Origin of the sequence: Microbacterium sp. USTB-Y (genome assembly GCF_023703415.1) — a bacterium.
Classification (GTDB): Bacteria; Actinomycetota; Actinomycetes; order Actinomycetales; family Microbacteriaceae; genus Microbacterium.
In genome coordinates this window covers 466,464-486,202 of record NZ_JAGMTU010000001.1, presented here as the reverse complement: position 1 = coordinate 486,202, position 19,739 = coordinate 466,464, and the positions used below count along the sequence as shown (strand labels likewise).

Annotated in this window: 22 protein-coding genes; 14 read left to right on the top strand and 8 right to left on the bottom strand. The window is 70.0% G+C overall.

The window, feature by feature from the left end; genetic code table 11:
• Positions 1 to 169: 169 nt before the first annotated feature.
• Together J8G10_RS02185 and J8G10_RS02180 are read right to left on the bottom strand one after the other, a co-directional pair.
• Positions 170 to 841, bottom strand: coding sequence for a TrkA family potassium uptake protein (locus tag J8G10_RS02185; RefSeq protein WP_251438859.1), 672 nt, complete (start codon positions 839 to 841; stop codon positions 170 to 172).
• Positions 834 to 2,264: a TrkH family potassium uptake protein gene (locus J8G10_RS02180; protein ID WP_251438857.1), complete on the bottom strand. Its 1,431-nt coding sequence runs from the start codon at positions 2,262 to 2,264 to the stop codon at positions 834 to 836. Before J8G10_RS02180 ends, J8G10_RS02185 begins: the two co-directional genes overlap by 8 nt.
• A 76-nt stretch (positions 2,265 to 2,340) precedes the next feature.
• On the opposite strand from J8G10_RS02180, the gene J8G10_RS02175 reads away from it, so the two are divergent.
• The 11 genes from J8G10_RS02175 (at position 2,341) to J8G10_RS19525 (ending at position 11,102) form a co-directional block, all read left to right on the top strand.
• Positions 2,341 to 2,763, top strand: a complete 423-nt coding sequence (locus J8G10_RS02175; RefSeq protein WP_251438856.1) for a helix-turn-helix transcriptional regulator — start codon at positions 2,341 to 2,343, stop codon at positions 2,761 to 2,763.
• A 163-nt stretch (positions 2,764 to 2,926) separates the two neighbouring features.
• The gene (locus tag J8G10_RS02170; protein ID WP_251438854.1) at positions 2,927 to 3,121 is read left to right on the top strand and encodes a helix-turn-helix domain-containing protein; all 195 of its coding nucleotides are present in this window, start codon (positions 2,927 to 2,929) and stop codon (positions 3,119 to 3,121) included.
• Between the two features lie 133 nt (positions 3,122 to 3,254).
• The gene (locus tag J8G10_RS02165) at positions 3,255 to 3,353 is read left to right on the top strand and encodes a 30S ribosomal protein bS22 (RefSeq protein ID WP_003792170.1); all 99 of its coding nucleotides are present in this window, start codon (positions 3,255 to 3,257) and stop codon (positions 3,351 to 3,353) included.
• A gap of 161 nt (positions 3,354 to 3,514) precedes the next feature.
• Positions 3,515 to 3,829 (top strand): rhodanese-like domain-containing protein, encoded by a 315-nt coding sequence (locus J8G10_RS02160; protein WP_251438852.1) that lies wholly within the window; start codon positions 3,515 to 3,517, stop codon positions 3,827 to 3,829.
• Entirely contained in the window at positions 3,826 to 4,095 is a 270-nt protein-coding gene (locus J8G10_RS02155) for a glutaredoxin family protein (protein WP_251438850.1), read from the top strand. Before J8G10_RS02160 ends, J8G10_RS02155 begins: the two co-directional genes overlap by 4 nt.
• Positions 4,096 to 4,213: 118 nt before the next feature.
• Complete coding sequence (locus J8G10_RS02150) at positions 4,214 to 4,516, top strand: Dabb family protein (protein WP_251438849.1); 303 nt, start codon at positions 4,214 to 4,216, stop codon at positions 4,514 to 4,516.
• A 217-nt stretch (positions 4,517 to 4,733) separates the two neighbouring features.
• A complete protein-coding gene (locus tag J8G10_RS02145) occupies positions 4,734 to 5,552 on the top strand; it encodes a basic amino acid ABC transporter substrate-binding protein (RefSeq protein ID WP_251438848.1) in 819 nt (272 codons plus the stop codon).
• Between the two features lie 20 nt (positions 5,553 to 5,572).
• Positions 5,573 to 6,364: an amino acid ABC transporter permease gene (locus J8G10_RS02140; RefSeq protein ID WP_251438847.1), complete on the top strand. Its 792-nt coding sequence runs from the start codon at positions 5,573 to 5,575 to the stop codon at positions 6,362 to 6,364.
• Positions 6,361 to 7,116: an amino acid ABC transporter ATP-binding protein gene (locus J8G10_RS02135; RefSeq protein WP_251438846.1), complete on the top strand. Its 756-nt coding sequence runs from the start codon at positions 6,361 to 6,363 to the stop codon at positions 7,114 to 7,116. Before J8G10_RS02140 ends, J8G10_RS02135 begins: the two co-directional genes overlap by 4 nt.
• Before the next feature lie 216 nt (positions 7,117 to 7,332).
• On the top strand, positions 7,333 to 8,637 hold the full coding sequence (locus tag J8G10_RS02130) for an esterase family protein (protein WP_251438844.1): 1,305 nt from the start codon (positions 7,333 to 7,335) through the stop codon (positions 8,635 to 8,637).
• Between the two features lie 8 nt (positions 8,638 to 8,645).
• The gene (locus J8G10_RS19525) at positions 8,646 to 11,102 is read left to right on the top strand and encodes a DUF2156 domain-containing protein (RefSeq protein ID WP_251438842.1); all 2,457 of its coding nucleotides are present in this window, start codon (positions 8,646 to 8,648) and stop codon (positions 11,100 to 11,102) included.
• A 177-nt stretch (positions 11,103 to 11,279) separates the two neighbouring features.
• Here the strand turns inward: J8G10_RS19525 and J8G10_RS02120 are convergent, their stop codons facing one another.
• From J8G10_RS02120 to J8G10_RS02105, 4 genes are read right to left on the bottom strand one after another with little or no spacing between them, the layout of a single operon-like run.
• A complete protein-coding gene (locus tag J8G10_RS02120; protein ID WP_251438841.1) occupies positions 11,280 to 12,377 on the bottom strand; it encodes an ABC transporter ATP-binding protein in 1,098 nt (365 codons plus the stop codon).
• A complete protein-coding gene (locus J8G10_RS02115) occupies positions 12,374 to 13,174 on the bottom strand; it encodes an ABC transporter permease subunit (protein WP_251438839.1) in 801 nt (266 codons plus the stop codon). The genes J8G10_RS02120 and J8G10_RS02115 overlap by 4 nt, the downstream gene beginning before the upstream one ends.
• Positions 13,171 to 14,088, bottom strand: coding sequence for an ABC transporter permease (locus tag J8G10_RS02110; RefSeq protein ID WP_374208744.1), 918 nt, complete (start codon positions 14,086 to 14,088; stop codon positions 13,171 to 13,173). Before J8G10_RS02110 ends, J8G10_RS02115 begins: the two co-directional genes overlap by 4 nt.
• Positions 14,085 to 15,230 carry an ABC transporter substrate-binding protein gene (locus J8G10_RS02105; protein ID WP_251438838.1) on the bottom strand — a complete coding sequence of 382 codons (1,146 nt, stop codon included), beginning with the start codon at positions 15,228 to 15,230 and terminating at the stop codon, positions 14,085 to 14,087. The genes J8G10_RS02110 and J8G10_RS02105 overlap by 4 nt, the downstream gene beginning before the upstream one ends.
• 175 nt (positions 15,231 to 15,405) lie before the next feature.
• Here J8G10_RS02105 and J8G10_RS02100 point away from each other — a divergent pair, with 175 nt between their 5' ends.
• Entirely contained in the window at positions 15,406 to 15,858 is a 453-nt protein-coding gene (locus J8G10_RS02100; protein WP_251438836.1) for a hypothetical protein, read from the top strand.
• Between the two features lie 111 nt (positions 15,859 to 15,969).
• On the opposite strand, the gene J8G10_RS02095 is transcribed toward J8G10_RS02100, so the two are convergent.
• Together J8G10_RS02095 and aspS are read right to left on the bottom strand one after the other, a co-directional pair.
• The gene (locus J8G10_RS02095) at positions 15,970 to 16,494 is read right to left on the bottom strand and encodes a GNAT family N-acetyltransferase (RefSeq protein ID WP_251438834.1); all 525 of its coding nucleotides are present in this window, start codon (positions 16,492 to 16,494) and stop codon (positions 15,970 to 15,972) included.
• A 229-nt stretch (positions 16,495 to 16,723) separates the two neighbouring features.
• Positions 16,724 to 18,523, bottom strand: a complete 1,800-nt coding sequence (gene aspS / locus J8G10_RS02090; protein ID WP_251438832.1) for an aspartate--tRNA ligase — start codon at positions 18,521 to 18,523, stop codon at positions 16,724 to 16,726.
• 137 nt (positions 18,524 to 18,660) lie between these two features.
• Here aspS and J8G10_RS02085 point away from each other — a divergent pair, with 137 nt between their 5' ends.
• Positions 18,661 to 19,056, top strand: coding sequence for a DUF5684 domain-containing protein (locus J8G10_RS02085; protein WP_251438830.1), 396 nt, complete (start codon positions 18,661 to 18,663; stop codon positions 19,054 to 19,056).
• Positions 19,057 to 19,075: 19 nt separating this feature from the next.
• Positions 19,076 to 19,699 (top strand): histidine phosphatase family protein, encoded by a 624-nt coding sequence (locus J8G10_RS02080; RefSeq protein WP_251438828.1) that lies wholly within the window; start codon positions 19,076 to 19,078, stop codon positions 19,697 to 19,699.
• Positions 19,700 to 19,739 lie beyond the last annotated feature (40 nt).

Genomic DNA, 19,739 nt, shown 5'->3' with positions numbered 1-19,739 from the left:
CGAGACAGCGGATGAGAACGTCGGTCTCGGGACGAGAGTTCGGTTTCGCGGTCGCCGGAGGGGCCCGCGGGAGGGGGCGCGGCGGAGGGGGCGCGGCGGAGGGGCAGCGCGGCGGGAGGGGGCGCGGCGCCGAGAGGGGGCGCGGCGAGGCGGAGGGGATCGGAGGGCGTCAGCGGTCCAGCGAGGAGAACCGCTCGATGTCGCTGTTCGTGCCGGAGACGATGACGAGGTCGTGGTTCGTGACCACGGTGTCGGCCTCGGCGTAGCGGAACGGCTTGCCCGGGCTCTTCACCCCGACCACGGTCACGTTGTACTTGCTGCGCACGCCGGACTGGTTCAGCGGCACGCCCCGGATGAACTTGGGCGGGTACATCTTGGCCAGCGCGAAGTCGTCGTCGAAGCGGATGAAGTCGAGCATGCGCCCGCTGACGAGGTGCGCGACGCGCTCCCCGGCCTCGCGCTCGGGGTACACCACGTGGTTGGCGCCCACGCGGGCGAGGATCTTTCCGTGCGACTGCGAGACCGCCTTCGCCCAGATCTGCGGCACCTTGAGATCGACGAGGTTGGCCGTGATGAGCACCGAGGCCTCGATGGACGAGCCGACCGCGACCACGGCGACCTGGAAGTCCTGGGCGCCGATCTGGCGCAGGGCGTCGATGTTGCGGGTGTCGGCCTGGACCGCGTGCGTGACGCGCTCCGACCACTTCTGCACGAGTTCGAGGTTGGTGTCGATCGCGAGCACCTCGCGGTCGAGCCGGTCCAGCTCGCCGGCGCACGCGGCGCCGAACCGGCCGAGCCCGATCACGAGCACCGGAGCGTCGTTGCGCAGCACTTCAACCAACGATGGGCCTTTCCACGGGCAGCGAGTAGAGCTGCGTCCGGCTGGTCGCGGCCACGGCCGCGGCCAGAGTCACTGTACCAACGCGCCCCATGAAGATCGTGGCGGCGAGGATGTAGGTCGCGGGATCCGGGAGGTTCCCGGTGACGCCGGTGGACAGTCCCACCGTGCCGAACGCGGAGACCACGTCGAAGAGCACCTCGTCCACGGAGAACTTCGTGATCTGGCTGATCGCGATGGTCGAGACCGCGACGATCGTGGCCCCCCACGCGACGACGCTGAGCGCGACGCGCTGCACGTCGGAGGGGATCCGGCGGCCGAACGCCTGCACGGAGGGCCGGCCCTTGGCCTCGCTGACCACGGCCAGCGCGAGCACGGCGAGGGTCGTGACCTTGATGCCGCCCGCGGTGGACGCGGAGCCGCCGCCGACGAACATGAGCATCGACGCGGCCAGCATCGAGGATCCGTTCAGATCGCCCATGTCCACGACGTTGAAGCCGCCCGAGCGCGTCATGGCGGAGAGGAAGAACGCCTGGAACGTCGTGTCGCCGGCGTCCATGGATCCGAAGGTCTTCGGGTTGTCGAACTCGAGGAGCAGGAACACCGCGGCGCCGATGACGAAGAGCACGACCGTGGTGATGATCGTGAGCTTGCTGTGCAGCGACCACCGTCGCACGTGCCAGCGCTGGCGGGCGAGGGTGTAGATCACGGGGAAGCCGAGGCTGCCGAGGAAGACCCCGAGCATGAGCACCGTGAGCACGTAGTAGTTCTGCGCGAACGGCGCGAGGCCGCCCGGGTTCGGGGTGAACCCGGTGTTCGTGAACGCCATCGCGGAGTAGAACGGCGCCTCCCAGAGGGCCGTCACCGGATCCACGCCCGCGGTGAGCAGGGCGGGGTAGAGCAGCACCATGAGGCCGGCCTCGATCGCGAATGCCGAGATCGCCACCGTGCGCAGCAGCGCGCCGACCTCGCCGAGGCGCACGGTCTGGCTCTCGTTCACCGGACCGCCGTGCGCGCGCATCGGGTTGGTGTCGCCGGCGGCGATGAGCTTGGCGCGCAGGCCGAGGCGCTTGGAGATCACCAGGCCCATCACACTCGCGAGCGTCAGCACGCCGAGGCCGCCGATGTTGACCCCGACGAAGATCACGCCGAGGCCGAAGCCCGACCAGTGCGTCGCCATGTCGACGGTGGACAGGCCCGTGACGCAGATCGTGGAGACGGCGGTGAAGAGTGCGTCGGCGAGCGGGGTCACGGTGCGATCCGCGCTCGCGATGGGCAGTGAGAGCAGCGCGGTGGTGATCAGGATGAGCGCCGAGAACACGACGATCGCGAATCGAGACGGGGAGGACGTCGTGAGGGTCTTGACGATCCGGACCGTGTGGCGGGCGATCTCGGAGAAGGATCGCGCGGGGATGCTGCGCGCCATGGTGCGGCCCCTCCGATCCTCCGTCCGCCAAGCCTTCGTCATGGTACTCCGCCTTCGGCGCGGCTACTGTGAAGGCATGACCGACATCTTCGACGTGATCGCCGACGGCACGAGACGGGACATCCTTCAGCTCCTGCGCCAGCGGTCCGAAGAAGGGGATGCGGGCACCAGCGTGACCCAGATCGTGAGCGAGCTCGGGATCAGCCAGCCGACGGTCTCGAAGCACCTCAAGGTGCTGCGCGACGCGGAGCTGGTCACCGTCCGTGAGGACGGACAGCGTCGGTTCTACAGCATCGAGGCGGCGCCGCTGGAAGAGGTGGACGACTGGCTCGTGCCGTTCCTCGCCGACGCCTACGGCGACTCGGCCCCCGACATCTCCGGCCTCGCCGCCGTGCCGCCGCTGCCGGACGGCGCCGCGCACGCGGCCGAGGTCGTCGGCCGCGCCGCGGCCAGTGCCAAGCACGTCGTGCAGACGGCGCTCAAGCGGCTCGGGGCCTGATCCGACTGGCCGGGAGGCGGCCGAGCGGATCGCGTGGTCCGGAACAGGCCGAGCATCGGTGGGTCACAGCTGTCACACGGGTTTACAGCCGTCTCCATCAGCCCCTACAGTTGTCGCATCCCGCCGCACAGGGCGTGCCGCGGGCCGAGGGGGGTAGATGGGGATGCCCGAACCGCTTCCGGATGTGCGCTTCCTGACGGTCGCCGAGGTGGCCGCGATCATGCGCGTGTCCAAGATGACGGTGTACCGGCTGGTGCACGCGGGCGAACTGCCGGCGATCCGCTTCGGACGCAGTTACCGCGTGCCCGAGTCCGCGGTCACGGCGGCGCTGCACAACCCGGTCGCCGATGCCGGCTGACGTCCGAGGGGCTCCCGCACGCGATGCGTCGGGCGACCGCGGCGCGGTGCGCTAGACTGTTCCGAGGCATTTTTCCATGCCCCGATCCCGGGCGTCGTGTGCGACGCCCAGCCCCTGACGTAGTGAGGTTTCCGTGGGTTCTGTCATCAAGAAGCGCCGCAAGCGCATGGCGAAGAAGAAGCACCGCAAGCTGCTTCGCAAGACTCGCCACCAGCGCCGCAACAAGAAGTAAGCGGCTGCGCCGATACGGCCGGTCAGTCATCGACCGGAGGTCGTTGACGCGCAAGTCACTGAGCGCCCCCGATCGTTCCGATCGCCGGGGCGCTTCGTGCATTCCGGGCCCGGGGCGACCCGACGCGCCGGCGCGCCGCCGGGTCTGGAAGAATCGGATCCATGAAGACGATCACCGTCGCCCAGCTGGCCGAGCGCGCCGACACGCCCCTCATCGACGTGCGCGAGCGCAGTGAGTTCGCCTCGGGCCACGTGCCCGGCGCCGTGAACCTGCCCATGTCGGAGATCGGCGATCTGCTGCACGAGCTGCCCGACGGCGCCTTCGACGTCATCTGCCAGCTCGGCGGACGCTCGGCGCGCGTCGTCGAGGCGCTTGAGGCGCGCGGCTACGACGTCACGAACGTCGAGGGCGGCACGGCAGAGTGGATCGCCGAGGGGCGCGAGGTCGAGTTCCCGGCGGAGGATCCCCGGCCGTGATCGCACTGACCCTGATCGGCAAGCCCGACTGCCATCTCTGCGAGGTGGCCTCGGACGTGGTCGACGCGGTCGTCGCGGAGCTGCCGGACGCGCTCGCCGAGGACATGGAGATCACCGAGCTCTCCATCCTCGACGACCCGGCGCTGTACGAGAAGTACTGGGAGAAGATCCCGGTCCTGCTCATCGACGGCGAGGTGCACGGCCACTGGCGGATCTCGCCCGACCGGCTGCGCGAGGCGCTCGCCGCGCGGGCGGACGCTCGCTGAGAGCACCGAGGCACCCGGGATCCGCGGATCCGGGACCACGGGCGGGAGCCGCGAGCGGAGGGCGCGTCGGCGAGCGCGCAAGGACAGCAGAGAGACAGCGAAGAGGAAGAGTGCAGCGATGGCCCTGCGGCATGTGGTGACCTGGAAGATGGCGACCGAGGATCCGGCGCAGCGCGCCGAGCACGCGGCGGGGATCGTCGCGCGGCTGCAGGGGCTCGTCGGCGTCGTGCCGTCGATCCGTGCGCTGTCGACCGGGGTGAACGCGCTCGAGATCGACGGGAACTGGGACGTCACGCTCGTCGCGGACTTCGACGACGCCGCGGGCCTCGACGCCTATCAGGTGCACCCGGCGCACCAGGAGGTCGTCGGCTACGTGCGCTCGGTCGCGGGCGGACGCTCCGCCGTGGACTTCGAGATCTGATCCCTGTCGCGGGATCTCGGAGGCAGCGTCTCGGATCCCAGATGATCCGCCGGGCGTGCCGCTGCCGCGGAGGCGCGGGATTCCGCGGCGACGGGCGCGCCGATACCGAACCGAGACACCCGGGCGCCCCGTTCCGTTACCCGGCAGTAACACGAGCGTGTCAAGATTGTCGGCAACCCGCACCAGGACGCCCGCGTCCTCGACACAGGAGTCGCACATGGAACGTCGCTCGAAGCTCGCCTACGGACTCGCCCTCGCGGCGGCCGCCACCCTCACCCTCGCCGGGTGCTCGACCGGGGCGTCGTCCGACCCGACCGCGAGCGCGGCCGGGGGCACGGACTACGGCCTGATCACCGCCGGCACCCTCACGGTCTGCTCGGACATCCCCTACAAGCCCTTCGAGTACGAGGAGACGGCCGGCTCCGGCCAGTACACCGGCTTCGACGTCGACCTGCTCACCGCGATCGGCGACAAGCTCGGCCTCAAGACGCAGTTCCAGGTCACGAACTTCGACACGCTGCAGTCGGGCACCGCGCTGCTCGCCGGACAGTGCGACATGGGCGCCTCGGCGATGACCATCACCGAGGACCGCAAGAAGAACATCGACTTCTCCGACGGCTACTACGACTCGCTGCAGTCGCTGCTGGTGAAGACCTCCTCCGGCATCAAGGACATCAACGGCCTGAGCGGCAAGAACGTCGGCGTGCAGCAGGGCACGACCGGAGAGAACTACGCGAAGGAGCACGCCAAGGGCGCGAACCTCGTGCAGTTCTCCGACGACGGCGTGCTGTGGCCGGCGCTGCAGGGCGGTCAGGTCGACGCGATCCTGCAGGACCTCCCGGTCAACGTGCAGCACGAGAAGGACGACCCCTCCTACAAGGTCGTCGAGACCTACAAGACCGACGAGCAGTACGGCTTCGCGTTCGCGAAGGGCAAGAACGAGGCCCTGCGCAAGGCGGTCAACGAGCAGCTGAAGGCGCTCAAGGACAACGGCGAGTACCAGAAGATCTACGACAAGTACTTCACCGCGAAGTGACCGAGGTCTGATCAACGCCGATGGCCCTGAAGAAACGGACCCGCACGCGGGTCTATCACTACACCGTCTACGCGGTGATCATCGCGCTCATCATCTGGGCCGTGATCGCCACCGACTGGCCCACGGTCGCGAAGCAGTTCGCGAATCCCGAGGTCGCCATGAAGCTGCTCCCGGGCATCATCACGGTCGGCTTGAAGAACACCGTCCTCTTCACGATCTACTCGTTCTTCGGCGGCTTGATCCTCGCGGTCGTGCTCGCCCTGATGAAGCTGAGCGACATCCCGCCGTTCCGCTGGGCGGCGACCGTGTGGATCGAGTTCTTCCGCGGCATCCCCGCGCTGATCACGATCTTCGGCTTCGGGATCATGCTGCCGATCGCGACGAAGGTCACGATCCCCGGGGCGCCGGTGGGCGCCGCGGTGCTCGGCCTCATCGTGGTGTCGTCGGCCTATATGGCCGAGACGATCCGCGCGGGGATCCAGGCGGTGCCGAAGGGACAGACGGAGGCCGCACGATCGCTGGGCATGTCCTCCGGCCGCACGATGTTCTTCATCGTGCTGCCGCAGGGCTTCCGGATCATCATCCCGCCGCTCACGAACGAGTTCGTGCTGCTGCTCAAGGACACCTCGCTGTTCTTCGTGATCGGTGCGACCCCGCTCACCTATGAGCTGACGACCTTCGCCCGCAACGGGCTGTCCACCTATGCGAACGCCACGCCGCTGGTCATGGCGGCGCTGCTGTACCTGATCGTGACGCTGCCGTTGACGCGGCTGACGGCCTGGCTCGAGCGACGGATGGCGAGGGAACGATGAGCACCGACCTGATCAATCTGAGCGCCCCCGCGATCGACATCCAGGGCCTCGTCAAGCACTACGGCGACAACGAGGTGCTCAAGGGCATCGACCTGACGGTGAACGCCGGCGAGGTCGTCTGCGTGATCGGCCCCTCCGGATCCGGCAAGTCGACGCTCCTGCGCTCGGTGAACATGCTCGAGGAGCCGACCGGCGGGAAGATCGTGATCGAGGGGATCGACATCACGGATCCCGACATCGACATCGATCGGGTGCGCGCGCGCATCGGCATGGTGTTCCAGAGCTTCAACCTGTTCCCGCACATGAGCGTGCTGGGCAATCTCACGATCGCCCAGCGTCAGGTGAAGAAGCGCGGCAAGGCCGAGGCGGAGAGGGTCGCCCAGGAGATGCTGGAGCGGGTGGGCATGGGCCACAAGGCCGACGCCTACCCGAGCCACCTCTCCGGCGGTCAGCAGCAGCGCGTGGCGATCGCGCGCTCGCTGTGCATGAATCCCGACATGATGCTCTTCGACGAGCCGACCTCGGCGCTCGACCCCGAGCTCGTGGGCGAGGTGCTGCAGGTCATGCGCACGCTCGCCGACGAGGGCATGACGATGATGGTCGTCACCCACGAGATGGGCTTCGCCCGGGAGGTCGGCTCTCGGCTGATCTTCATGGACGGCGGGCACATCCTCGAGGAGGGCGACCCCCGCGAGGTGCTGGCCAACCCCCAGCACCAGCGCACGAAGGACTTCCTGGCGCGCGTGCTCTGACGCCGCCGAGCGGAGCCCCGAGCCCGCCGGCGCATCCGGACTCCTGTCCCGGTGCGCCGGCGGGCTCGTCGCGTCGGCGGGGGATCTTATCCGGGGCCGCGCCGTGTTCATAGGCTCCTCCAAGCTCCGGCAAAGCGCGCGTACCGATGACGCCGAGCGGGCACCGATTACGATGAGTGGTCGCCACCGCCCGGGGGCGGGAGAGCGAAGGTCCCCATGCTGCGCTGGCTGCTGGAGCTCGACCTCGTCGACGGCCCGGTGCCGTGGACGATCTGGATCCTCGCCGCCGCCGGCGCGGTCGCGCTGCTGATCCGTCCGCTGCGGCGGCGCTGGATCGTGCGGGCCGGGATCGGGATCCTGCTCGGGGCGCTCGTGGGATGGTTCCTGGTGGTGTGGGCCGACGTGACCAAGGCGTTCGAGCTGCCGATGCCTCCGGATGTGAAGTGGTGGACCACGGGCGGATTCGCCCTGCTGGGCCTGTCTATCGTGAGCCTCTGGCGGTCGCGCTGGTGGCAGAAGGCGATCGGGATCCTCACCATCATCACCTCCATCCTGTCGATGTTCCTCGGCATCAACCTGGCCTTCGGGCTGGATCGCTCCCTCGGCGAGATCCTCGGGGTGAACACCCTGGCCTCGGCCGGAGGGTTCGCCGCGCCCCTGACGACCCCCGCCCCGACGACGCCGCTCTCCGAGACATGGCACGCACCGGCGGGCATGCGCAAGAGCGGGGAGACGCGGGTGCTCTCCGGCGACCTCAAGATCCCGTCGACGGTCGGGTTCGTCCCCCGGGACGCGAGCATCTACCTTCCCCCCGCCGCGCTCGTCAAGGATCCGCCGGCGCTGCCGGTGATGGTGCTCATGATGGGCCTTCCCGGCAGCCCTAACCCGCGCGCCGTCGCGGGGGTGCTCAACGGCTTCGCCGCCAAGCACCAGGGCCTCGCGCCGATCGTCATCGTCGCCGACCAGCTGGGCTCGCAGACGCAGAACCCCGGCTGCGTGGACTCGAAGGCGTTCGGCGGCGTCGAGACCTACTTCAACACCGACATCCCGAACTGGATCCGCACGCATCTGCGGGTGCTTCCCGATGCGAAGGACTGGACGATCGCGGGCTACTCGAACGGCGGCGCCTGTTCCTTCATCTACGGCGCCCGTCACCCCGAGATCTGGGGGAACATCGCCAACACCTCCGGCGAGCCGTGGGCCGGCTTCGCCGACCCCGCCTCGGTGCTCAAGCCGGTGTACGGAGGAGACCAGGCCGCGTTCGACGCGAACAAGCCCGAGGCGATCCTCCGGGAGCACCCCGGTGCATACGCCGACCACTGGGCGGTCTTCTCCGCCGGGGCGCTGGACAAGAAGTACGGGCCGGCGAACCGGACCTCGGCCGATCTGGCCGAGGCGGCGGGATTCCGCACGACCTTCCATCTCATCCCGAACGCGACGCACAGCGGACCCGGTCTGTACGGAGGCCTCGCCGAGGCGTTCTCGGTACTGTATCCCCGGTGGGGATTGGCGGCAGGATGAGGATCTCGGTGGCACAGACTGCGGGCGCCGTTTCGCGCCGCGTCGCCGGCTACGTCCGGCGGCATCCGTTCGCCGTGGCGCTGAGCGCCCTGCTCGTGATCACGGGCCTGTCCTTCGGCACGCTGTGGGGGCGGCACCCCGCAGGACTCGGCGTCAGCCCCCTCGTGCTCGGCAGGGAGCGGCAGTGGTGGACGCCGCTCACGGCGCTGCTCGTCCCGAACTCCTGGGGCGGGCTGCTGCTGTCGGTGCTGCTCGCGCTCACCCTGCTCGCCTATGCGGAGCGCCTCATGGGCACGCGACGGGTCATGATGTCGTTCCTCGTGACCGGGGTGCTGGGCGTGCTGCTCGGCGTCGGGATCCAGTCCCTGGCCTGGTCCTGGGGGCAGGTGTGGGCGCGCGTCGACTCCCGCGGCGTGGTGTTCGACCCCGCGATCGGCATCCTCGGCGCGATCCTGGCCGGCAGCGCCTTCGCCCCCGCGCTCTACCGGCGCCGGATCCGCCTGATCGGTCTCTCGCTGCTGGTCACGTTCACGCTCTACGGCGGTGACGCGGACAGCGTGTACCGGCTCCTCGCCGCCCTGACCGGTCTGCTCCTGGGGCTGCTGCTCACGAGCGGCGCCCCACGCCCCGTCGTCTATCGAAGCTCCTTCGGGGAGACCAGGACGCTGATCGCCGCGATGGTCGCGGTCACCGGCCTCGGCCCCCTGATCGTGCTGCTCACCGGTGTCGGGATCGGGCCCCTCGCACCCGTCGTGGCGGGCCTGCGCGGCGTCGACATCTCGGGCATCACCGACGCGTGCGCACGCAACAACGCCTCCGCCCACTGCGTCGCGGGCGTCACGACCGCCTTCGCCGCCGGCACCGGCGTGGTGCTCATGAGCCTGGTGCCGCTGCTGCTCAGCCTCATCGCGGCATGGGGGCTGCGATCCGGGCGCCGGGCCGCCTGGTTCCTCGCGATCGGCGTGAACACGGTGATGGCGCTGCTCACGGGCATCAGCCTGGTGGTGCGCTCGATCCGGAACCCGACCGACGTGGTCGAGATCGATCGGCAGTTCCCCGGATTCTCGGTGCTCGCGATCCTCGTCCCGGTGGGCATGTGCATCCTGCTGGCGATCACGCACCGCCGGTTCGCCGTGCGCGCGTCGCGTGTCGCCGTCCGGCGGTTCGCGGTGACCATCGGCATCGCGTTCGCGGTGCTGGCGACGACGAACATGATCCTGGTGACGGTGGTCTCGCACTCGCCGTCGTTCTGGTCGTCGCTCGCGACCACGCTGCGCCGCTTCCTGCCCACGATCATCGGCCATCCGGGCGGCCACAGCCCGCTCACCGGGCTCGCCCTGGTGCTGCACCGCGACGTCGGCGCACTGTTCTGGATCATCTTCGCCCTCGCTCTGCTCCCGCTGCTGCGGGCCCGTTCGCGCAGCACCGCCGACGAGGCGGAGCGCTTCCGCACCCAGCTCCGCGAGACGGACGGCGGCACCCTCGGCTTCCTCGGCACCTGGGAGGGCAACGAGCACTGGTTCACGGCGGACGGCCGGGGTGCGGTCGCGTACCGGGTGGTGAACGACATCGCGATCGCCGTGGGCGATCCCGTCTGCACCCCGGGCGACGCGGCGCAGACCGTGCGGGGATTCCTCGACTTCTGCGACGCGAACGCGTGGACGCCGGTCTTCTACAGCACGCACGACGAGTTCGTGCCGACCTTCCGCGCGCTGGGGTGGCGGAGCATCTCGGTCGCCGAGGAGACCGTGGTGCCGCTCGATCGCTTCGAGCTCACCGGCAAGGTGTGGACGAAGGTCCGCCAGCCGTACAACCGCGGCCAGCGCGACGGCCTCACCACCCTCTGGACGACCTGGGAGCAGCTGCCGGCGGGGCTCGTGGCCCAGCTCGACGCGCTCAGCGAGCAGTGGATCGCCGAGAAGGCGCTGCCCGAGATGCGGTTCACGCTGGGCGGCGTCGAGGAGCTGAAGGATCCCGACGTCGAGATCCTCCTCGCGATCGGCCCCGAGGGAGAGCTGCAGGCGGTGACCAGCTGGATGCCGGTGTGGCGCGAGGGCGAGCTGATCGGACGCACCCTGGACTTCATGCGCCGCGCGGACGGGGCCATGCCGGGCGTGATGGAGTTCGCGATCGCCTCGGCGGCCCTGCACATGAAGGAGCAGGGACTCGCGGTGATGAGCCTGTCCGGCGCTCCGCTCGCGCAGACCGTGGAGGCGGATGCCGACGCGGACCGCGATACGATCACCCGCCTGCTGGGCTGGCTCAGCCGCGTGCTGGAGCCCGCGTACGGGTTCGCCTCGCTGCTGCGCTACAAGGGGAAGTTCAACCCGGAGTACCGGCCCATGCACCTGTTCTACGCCGACAACGGGCAGCTGCCCGCGATCGGCCTCGCGATCGGCCGCGCCTACCTGCCCGACGCATCGCCCGCCGAGTACGTCGCGCTGGCCCGGTCGCTGGCCGGCTGAGACCCGCTCACCGCCGTCGTCATCCGCGTCGCGCCTGAACCCGTGCAGGGCGGTGGCCTTCCCGTCGCAGAAAGTGTCGCTGTCGTCCGCTCGGAACGACACTTTCTGCGACGGGAGCAGACCGCATCCGCCCTCTCCGACGCTCCGGTGGCACGCGGAGCGGACGGGACGGTGCGGCTAGGCCGCGGTCCCGCCCCGGCGCACCGCCACGGGCTCGGCGTCGACCGCGAGCCCGACCCGGTCGCCGTACGCGGGACGGATCCGTGCGGCGTGCTGCACGCGCACCAGCGCGCCGTCCTCGGTGCGCACGAGCGTGCGCCGCATGCTGCCGAGGAACATACTCTCCTCGACGGATCCGGTCACCGCCGCGTCGGAGGCATCCACCAGGCGCACGTTCTCGGGGCGCAGCAGCACGTCGACCTCGCCGGTCGCGGGCGTCTGCAGCGGGAGGTCGGTGCCCCAGACGCGCACGCTTGCGCCGTCGGCGATCCCTCGGACCACACTGGAGAGCCCGACGAACGCGGCGACGTGCGCGGTCGCCGGACGCAGATACAGCTCCTCGGGGGTGCCGATCTGGTCGATCCTGCCCGCATCCATCACGGCGATCCGGTCGGAGACGCTGAGCGCCTCCTCCTGGTCGTGGGTGACGAAGACCGTGGTGATCCCGAGCCGCAGCTGGAGCCGGCGGATCTCGTCCCGCAGCTGCACGCGCACCTTCGCGTCGAGGGCGGACAGCGGCTCGTCCAGCAGCAGCACCCGAGGCTCGGTGACGAGGGCGCGGGCCAGGGCGACGCGCTGCTGCTGCCCGCCGGAGAGCTGATGCGGGAACTTGTCGGCGTGGGCCTCGAGCCCCACCAGGGCGAGCGCGTCGAGCGCCCGCGTGCGCGCCTCGGCGGTGGGCACCTTGCGCCGGCGAAGTCCGAACGCGGTGTTGTCGACGACGCGCAGGTGCGGGAACAGCGAGTACGACTGGAAAACCATGCCCAGATCGCGCTTGTTCGTGGGGACGCCGGAGACGTCCTTCCCGCCGAGCAGCACGGCTCCGCCGTCGGCGCTCTCGAGCCCCGCGAGCACGCGCAGCAGCGTGGTCTTGCCGCATCCCGACGGTCCGAGGAGCGAGACGAACTCGCCGGGCGCGATGTCGAGGTCGATGCCGTGCAGCACCGTCGTGCGGCCGTAGCTCTTCACGATGCCGTCGAACTGCACGCGCGTGCCGTCGGCGCGATCGGCGAGCAGGGAGTTGTCCGCCGTGCGGGGGAGCGCGGTGTCGCTCATGAGTCGGCCTTTCCGGAGCGGCCGCGCGCGGCGCGTCCGATGATGAGGAGCAGGAGGAAGCTGAAGGTGAGGGCCATCAGGGCGAACATCGCCGGCGCCCAGCCGTCCTGCTTCTGCACGACGACGAGCGCGGTCTGCAGCACCTCCCGGTTCAGCAGGGAGGCGATCGTGTACTCGCCGAGCACGACGGCGATCGACAGCAGGGACGCGGCGAGGAGGCCCTGGCGCAGGTTCGGCGCCAGCACGCGCAGCACGACCGTGAACCAGCCGGCGCCCAGCGAGCGGGCCGCCTCGGCGAGGGTCGTCAGATCGACGGCGTCGATCGAGGCCTGGATGGAGCGGTAGGCGAACGGCAGCACGGTGATGCCGTAGGCGAACGCGAGCGTCCAGGCGCCGGTGCCGAGCGAGCGCCCGATCTGCAGGTAGATCGGGGTGAGGCCGACGACCAGCACGATCGCGGGGATCGAGATGGGCAGCAGCACCGCGAACTCGAACACGGGGCGCAGGCGGGGGAAGCGCAGGTTGACGAGGATCATCGTCGGCGCGAGGAGCAGCAGCACGATGAGCACCGTCACGACCGCGAGGATCAGCGAGTTGCCGAGGCCCGTCCAGATCGGCTGATAGACCGAGGCCTGGGCCGGATCCCCCAGAGCCGCCCAGTGCGCGACGGTGAAGGCGCCGGTGTCGGGGGCGCGGAAGGTGTACGCGAGCGTCGCCGCCAGCGGGATCAGGAAGAATAGCCCGACCACGATCCCGATGATCCATCGGGTCGCGGCGGAGGGGCCGAGCCGGTTCACGACTGCCACCTCGCCGCTCTGCGCGCCACCAGGGAGTACAGCCACATCACGATCCCGACGACGACGATCATGCCGAGCGCGAGGGCTCCGGCGAGGTTCTCCCGGCCCAGCACGGTCTCGCTCGTGAGCGCGGCGCGGATCTGCAGGGGCACGATCTGGGCGCCCTGGCTGGCGAGGGCGGCCGCGGTCGCGTAGGACGAGAAGGCGTTCGCGAACAGCAGGAGGAAGCTCGCCAGGAAGGCGGGGGCGAGCACCGGGATCCCGATCCGCAGCCAGAAGCTCGCGCGCGTGCCGCCGAGGGTGAGGTTGGCCTCGGCCCACTGCGGCTTGAGCGCCGAGAGCGCCGGCATGAACGTGATGACCATGAGCGGGATCTGGAAGTAGAGGTAGGGCAGGATCAGTCCGGGCAGCTCGTAGATCCACGGGCCCTGGGCGTAGAGGGAGATCCCGACGTCCTTGAGGAGCTGGGTGATCACGCCCTGCAGGCCGATCGAGGCGATGAACATGAAGGCGAGCATCACGCCGCCGGTCTGGGCGAGGACGCCAGAGGCGGCATCCACGACCGTGCGCACCGCGCCGGCGGGATTCATGTCGAGGAGCGCGTAGCAGACCAGCGCGCCGGCGATCGCTCCGATCGCGGCGGTGAGCAGCGAGAGGCCCGCAGAGTTCGCGAACGTGAGGAGCACGGTGGGATCCCCGAGCGCGGAGAGGTTGCTCCAGGTGAAGGATCCGTCCCGGGTGAAGAACCCGGTCGCCACGGCCAGCAGCGTGGGCAGGGCGAGGAAGATCAGCAGGTAGGCGGCGAACGGCACCAGGCCGACGGCCGCGAGGACGGACGACCCGCGCCGGGCCGAAGCACGAGGCTTCGACCCGGCGCGGGGTGCGGCCGGAGCCGCGGTGGCGGTGGAGGTCACTGGACCGCCGCTGCCCACTTCTCGCCGAGCAGCTTGCCGGCTGCGGTGCTCTGCGCCTCGGTCGGCACGACGGTCTCCTTGGGGGCGGCGGGCAGCGCGGCCGCGAGGGTCTTGTCGATCGTCCCGGCCTTGGTCATGGCGTCCGCGCGGACCGGGCGGGCGCCGCCCTTCAGCCACAGGTTCTGGCCCTCGTCGCTGTAGAGGAACTCCTGCCAGAGGCGCGCGGCGGCCGGGTGCGGGGCCGCCTTGTTGATCGCCTGGTTGTAGTAGCCCGCGTAGCCGGTGCCCGGAAGCACGACCGTCTTCCAGTTCTTGTTGTCCTTGACGTGCGCGGCGTTCAGGTAGTCCCAGTCGAAGACGACGGGGGTCTCGCCGCTCGCGACCGTCGCCGTCGTCACGTCGACCTTGAGCAGGTTGCCGGCCTTCTGCAGATCGGCGAAGAAGTCGACGCCCTTCTGGTAGTCGTCCAGCGTTCCACCGGACTGCACCGTGGCGAGGCCGACCGCGGCGAAAGCGGCGCCCGCCTGGGTGGGGTCGCCGTTGAGCGCCACGGCGCCCTTGTACTCGGACTTCTTGAGGTCGGCGAGCGTCTTGGGCTCGGGGAACTTCGAGGAGTCGTAGCCGATCGACATGTACCCGCCGTAGTCGCCGGTGAACAGGCCCGTCTTCTCCTTGAGGTTCTCGGGGATGTCCTCCCACGTCGAGACCTTGTAGGCGGCGAACTTGTCGGTGTTCTGCAGCGTGACGGTGAGACCGAGGTCGAAGACGTCGGGAGCCGTGTCGAGCCCCTCGTTGGTCTTCGCCGCCTGGATCTCCTCGGCGCTGGACGCGTCGGGGGAGGCCTCGTTGATCGTGATCTTCGGGTACTTCTTCTTGAACGCGTCGAGGATCTCGCCGTAGTTGGCCCAGTCGTGGGGCAGCGCGATCACGTTGAGCTTGCCCTCGGCCTCGGCCGCCTTCTCGAGGTCGGCCAGGGTTCCGAAGTCCTTGAGGGACGTGGCGGTGGCGGCCTTGGCGCCGGTGCCGGCGGAGCCGCTGGGGTCGGCCGAAGCGGATCCGGAGCAGGCGGAGAGCAGGAGCGCGGCGCTGGCGGCCAGCGCGATGCCGGCGCCGATGCGCGCACGACGGGTGCTGATGGGCATGATTTCCTCTCGGTGTCCGGCGCGGGCGCCGGTTCGGGTCGAGAGGGAATGTACGGCGGCCGGGTTACCGGCATCACGGAGACGGATGAACGCGTCGTGAACGGCGGGGATCCGATCCGCCTCGCCCGCGCGCCGGCGGCTTCCGTCGTGGTGTCCTGGCTGGTTGGATCGGAGTATGGATCTTCCCGACGTGATCGAGCTCGACGGCGCCACCCTCATCCGCATCGATGCGCCGGAGGATGTCGCCTGCTGGACCGCGGGCGTCGAGGGGGGCGACGGCGGATGGACGGTGAGCATCGTCGTCGAGCCGGCCGAGGCGCCGAGCGCGGAGGCGACGGAGACGGCGCAGGGCGTGGTGGACGAGTTCGGCGCGCTCAGCGAGGCCGCCATCCGCTATCTGGTCGAGGAGCTGCAGGATCCGGGACTGTCCGCGGCGGATCGGGCGCTGCTCGCGGCCGAGGAGCCGCCGTTCGGCGCTCCGGAGGCGGTGGTCTGGCAGGACGGCACCTGGATGATGCGCTTCGCCGAGAGCGGCCTGGAGATCGGCGAGGAGTACGGCATCGGCGTGATGTTCGCCGGCCGCACCCCTGTCGCGATCGAGGACCTGTCGGACCCCGACGAGGTCTGAGCGGTCCGAGCCGTGGTCGTTGAGCGAGCACGGCCGCAGGCCGCGCGAGACGAGACGCGGTGATGCTGCGCGATTGCCGCGTTTCGTCTCAGTCGCCTTCGGCGTCTTCGCTCAACGACCCCGGGGGGCGGGCGCGGCGTACTTGAAGCCGCGATGGGAGCCGGTGAATCCGAGCCGCTCGTAGAAGCGATGCGCGTCCAGCCGCTGAGCGTCCGACGTGAGCTGAACGAGGGGGCTGCCCAGCTCGGCGGTCGCGACGTCCATCACCCACCGCATCAGCGCGGATCCGACGCCGCCCGAGCGCAGCTGCGAGCTCACCCGCACGGCCTCGACCAGCAGGCGGGTGGATCCCTGACGGGACATCCCGGGGATGCGCGTGAGTTGGAAGGTGCCGACCACCGTCCCGTCGTGCTCGGCGACGAGCAGATCGTTGGATCCGTCGGCCAGCACCGACTCCAGGCCCGCCCGGTAGGCGGGGAGGTCGTCGTCGGAGGCGGTGTCACCGCGCGCCGCGCTGATCGCGTCGTCGGCGAGCAGCGTGACGATCGCAGCGGTGTCGTCGGGACGAGCACGGCGCAGGGTCACGACACCGATCCCGGTCTGGATCGGCACGGGCAGGGTGAGGTCGGCGAGCATGTCTCGATCCTGTCACGGGCGAGCGGCGGGTGCCGCGTGGATCCGGCGTGCGGCGCGGACCCGGCGTGCCGCACGGACCCGGCGGGCCGCACGGACCCGGCGGGCCGCACGGACCCGGCGGGCGCCGCTCTGTCCGCTTCGCACGGAGAAAAGCGCTTCGCTCGGACGGAATCGCGGAATCCATCCGAGCGAAGCGCACATCTCCGAGCCTGGCGCCCGGTGCGGGGCCTTAGGCCTGGGCGGGCGCGGGCTCCTCGTCGGCCTCCGCGACGGCGTCGACGCCGGCCTCCTTGCGCTGCTCCGCGGTGATCGGGGCGGGCGCTGCGGTGAGCGGGTCGAAGCCGTTGCCGGTCTTCGGGAATGCGATGACCTCGCGGATCGACTCGGTCTTGGAGAGGTGCTGCAGCACGCGGTCCATGCCGAGCGCGATGCCGCCGTGCGGGGGAGCGCCGAACTTGAACGCGTCGAGCAGGAAGCCGAACTGCTCCTGGGCGACCTCGTCCGAGATGCCCATGACCTCGAAGACGCGCTTCTGCACGTCCTCGCGGTGGATGCGGATGGATCCGCCGCCGAGCTCGGAGCCGTTGCAGACGATGTCGTACGCGTAGGCGAGAGCGGATCCGGGGTCGGTGTCGAAGGTCGCCTCGAACTCCGGCTTGGGGCCGGTGAAGGCGTGGTGCACGGCGGTCCAGGCGCCGGCGCCGACGGCGACGTCGCCCGAGGCGACGGCGTCGGCCGCCGGCTCGAACATCGGGGCGTCGACGACCCAGGTGAACGCGAACACGTCGGGGTCGAGCAGACCCAGACGGCGCCCGATCTCGACGCGCGCGGCCCCGAGCAGGGCGCGGGAGTCCTTCGCGGATCCGGCGGCGAAGAACGCGCAGTCGCCCGGTGCCGCGCCGACGAGCGCGGCGAGACCCGCCTGCTCCGTCTCGCTGAGGTTCTTCGCGACGGGTCCGCCGAGCGTGCCGTCCTCGTTGAACAGGACGTACGCGAGCCCGCGGGCGCCGCGCTGCTTGGCCCAGTCCTGCCAGGCGTCGAGGGTCTTGCGCGGCTGCGAGGCGCCGCCGGGCATGACGACCGCGCCCACGTAGTCGGCCTGGAACACGCGGAACGTGGTCTCGGAGAAGTAGTCGGTCGCCTCGACGAGCTCGAGCCCGAAGCGCAGGTCGGGCTTGTCGGATCCGTACTTCGCCATCGCGTCCGCATAGGTCATGCGCGGCAGCGGCGTCTCCACCTCGACGCCGATGGTGGCCCACATCGCGCGGATGACGGCCTCCATCATCTCGATGACGTCCTCCTGATCGACGAAGGCCATCTCGATGTCGAGCTGGGTGAACTCGGGCTGACGGTCGGCGCGGAAGTCCTCGTCCCGGTAGCAGCGCGCGATCTGGAAGTACTTCTCGACGCCGCCGACCATGAGCAGCTGCTTGAACAGCTGCGGGCTCTGCGGCAGGGCGTACCAGCTGCCGGGGTGCAGGCGCGCGGGCACGACGAAGTCACGGGCGCCCTCGGGGGTGGAGCGGGTGAGGGTCGGGGTCTCCACCTCGGTGAACTCGCGCTCGTGCAGCACGTCGCGCAGCGCCTTGTAGACCTTCGAGCGCAGCTGCAGCGGCGCGATCGAGGCCGGGCGGCGCAGGTCGAGGTAGCGGTGCTTGAAGCGCACGTCCTCGCCGACCGGGTCGGCCTCGGCGAGGCCCGAGGACACCTGGAAGGGCAGCGGCGCCGACTCGTTGAGCACGACGACGTCCTGCACCACGATCTCGATCTCGCCGGAAGGCAGGTTCGGGTTCTCGTTGCCCGCAGGGCGGCGCGAGACCTCGCCGGTCACCTGCAGCACGAACTCGCTGCGCAGCGGGCGCGCCGTCTCCTCGTCGCGGATCACCACCTGGGCGATGCCGGTGGCATCGCGCAGATCGATGAAGGCGACTCCTCCGTGGTCACGACGGCGATCGACCCACCCCGCGAGGGTGACGGTCTGACCGATGTGCTCGGCTCGCAGTGAGCCTGCCGTGTGGGTGCGAAGCACGGATTACGCCTCCAACTAGGGAAAAGGGATCCCCGTCATTCTACGGGGACGGGCCGGATGCCTCGTGGGGAGGCGATGCGGATCACTAGACTCGCGGCAGCACCACCCCTCGACCGATCCCCTGGAAGGCGCTCCCCATGCACATCCTCCCCACCGAAGACCCCACCGACGCGGCCGGCAACATCTACGCGGGGCTGTTCTCCGGCACCACCAGCATCTTCGCGCTGATCTTCTACGTCATCGTCGTGATCGCGCTGTGGAAGGTCTTCACCAAGGCCGGACACCCCGGGATCCTCGCCATCATCCCGATCGTCAACCTCATCTTCCTGATCAAGATCGCCGGGATGAGCGGCTGGTTCGTGCTGCTCTACCTCATCCCGATCGTCAACATCGTCATGTCGATCATCGTGGCGATCAAGCTGGGCAAGAACTTCGGCAAGGGCGGGGTCTTCTCGTTCTTCCTGCTGTGGCTGTTCTCGTTCATCGGCTACTTCATCATCGGGTTCGGATCCGCCCAGTACCGTCGCGTCTGAGCGAGGACCTCGCATACCGATGGCCGCGGAAAGACTGCACCTCGTCCGGCACGGCGAGGTCTTCAACCCCGACCACGTGCTCTACGGGCGTCTTCCCGGCTATCACCTGAGCGAGGCCGGTCGGCGGATGGCGCAGGCCGCCGCCGACCACCTCGCCGGGCTGGACCGGCCCGTCTCGGCGCTGCGCTGCTCGCCGCTCGAGCGCACCCAGGAGTCGGCGGAGCCCTTCACGGCCGCCTTCGGCCTCGCGCCACGGCTCGATGATCGCATCATCGAGCCGTGGAACGTGTTCGAGGGCACGCGGATGCGCCGTGCCCTGATGAACCCCTGGAACTGGCGGCACCTGCGCCGTCCGTCCGTGCCGAGCTGGGGCGAGCCCTACGCGTCGATCGCGGACCGGATGCGCGCCGCGATGGACGAGGCCTGGCACGAGGCGCCCGGTGGCGACGTGGTGTTCGTGTCGCACCAGGCGCCGATCTGGATCACGCACCTGTCGGTCGCCGGGCTCCCGCTGCGGCACGATCCCCGCACGCGGCGCTGCGCGCTGTCGAGCATCACCTCGTTCGAGCGCGTCGGCGACGTGTGGCGCGAGGTCGACTACGCCGAGCCTGCCCCGGCCGGCATCGACCTCGGCGCGGTCTGAGGCCCCGCTTATCGAGTCGTCCCCCTCACCACGGCCTATG

What these genes read in the sequence shown, in the direction of transcription:
- J8G10_RS02180 (WP_251438857.1), bottom strand. Translation starts at nt 2,264, where the DNA reads ATGGCGCGCAGCATCCCCGCGCGATCCTTCTCCGAGATCGCCCGCCAC.
- J8G10_RS02175 (WP_251438856.1), top strand. Translation starts at nt 2,341, where the DNA reads ATGACCGACATCTTCGACGTGATCGCCGACGGCACGAGACGGGACATC.
- J8G10_RS02170 (WP_251438854.1), top strand. Translation starts at nt 2,927, where the DNA reads ATGCCCGAACCGCTTCCGGATGTGCGCTTCCTGACGGTCGCCGAGGTG.
- J8G10_RS02160 (WP_251438852.1), top strand. Translation starts at nt 3,515, where the DNA reads ATGAAGACGATCACCGTCGCCCAGCTGGCCGAGCGCGCCGACACGCCC.
- J8G10_RS02150 (WP_251438849.1), top strand. Translation starts at nt 4,214, where the DNA reads ATGGCCCTGCGGCATGTGGTGACCTGGAAGATGGCGACCGAGGATCCG.
- J8G10_RS02145 (WP_251438848.1), top strand. Translation starts at nt 4,734, where the DNA reads ATGGAACGTCGCTCGAAGCTCGCCTACGGACTCGCCCTCGCGGCGGCC.
- J8G10_RS02140 (WP_251438847.1), top strand. Translation starts at nt 5,573, where the DNA reads ATGGCCCTGAAGAAACGGACCCGCACGCGGGTCTATCACTACACCGTC.
- J8G10_RS02135 (WP_251438846.1), top strand. Translation starts at nt 6,361, where the DNA reads ATGAGCACCGACCTGATCAATCTGAGCGCCCCCGCGATCGACATCCAG.
- J8G10_RS02130 (WP_251438844.1), top strand. Translation starts at nt 7,333, where the DNA reads ATGCTGCGCTGGCTGCTGGAGCTCGACCTCGTCGACGGCCCGGTGCCG.
- J8G10_RS02120 (WP_251438841.1), bottom strand. Translation starts at nt 12,377, where the DNA reads ATGAGCGACACCGCGCTCCCCCGCACGGCGGACAACTCCCTGCTCGCC.
- J8G10_RS02105 (WP_251438838.1), bottom strand. Translation starts at nt 15,230, where the DNA reads ATGCCCATCAGCACCCGTCGTGCGCGCATCGGCGCCGGCATCGCGCTG.
- J8G10_RS02100 (WP_251438836.1), top strand. Translation starts at nt 15,406, where the DNA reads ATGGATCTTCCCGACGTGATCGAGCTCGACGGCGCCACCCTCATCCGC.
- J8G10_RS02095 (WP_251438834.1), bottom strand. Translation starts at nt 16,494, where the DNA reads ATGCTCGCCGACCTCACCCTGCCCGTGCCGATCCAGACCGGGATCGGT.
- J8G10_RS02085 (WP_251438830.1), top strand. Translation starts at nt 18,661, where the DNA reads ATGCACATCCTCCCCACCGAAGACCCCACCGACGCGGCCGGCAACATC.
- J8G10_RS02080 (WP_251438828.1), top strand. Translation starts at nt 19,076, where the DNA reads ATGGCCGCGGAAAGACTGCACCTCGTCCGGCACGGCGAGGTCTTCAAC.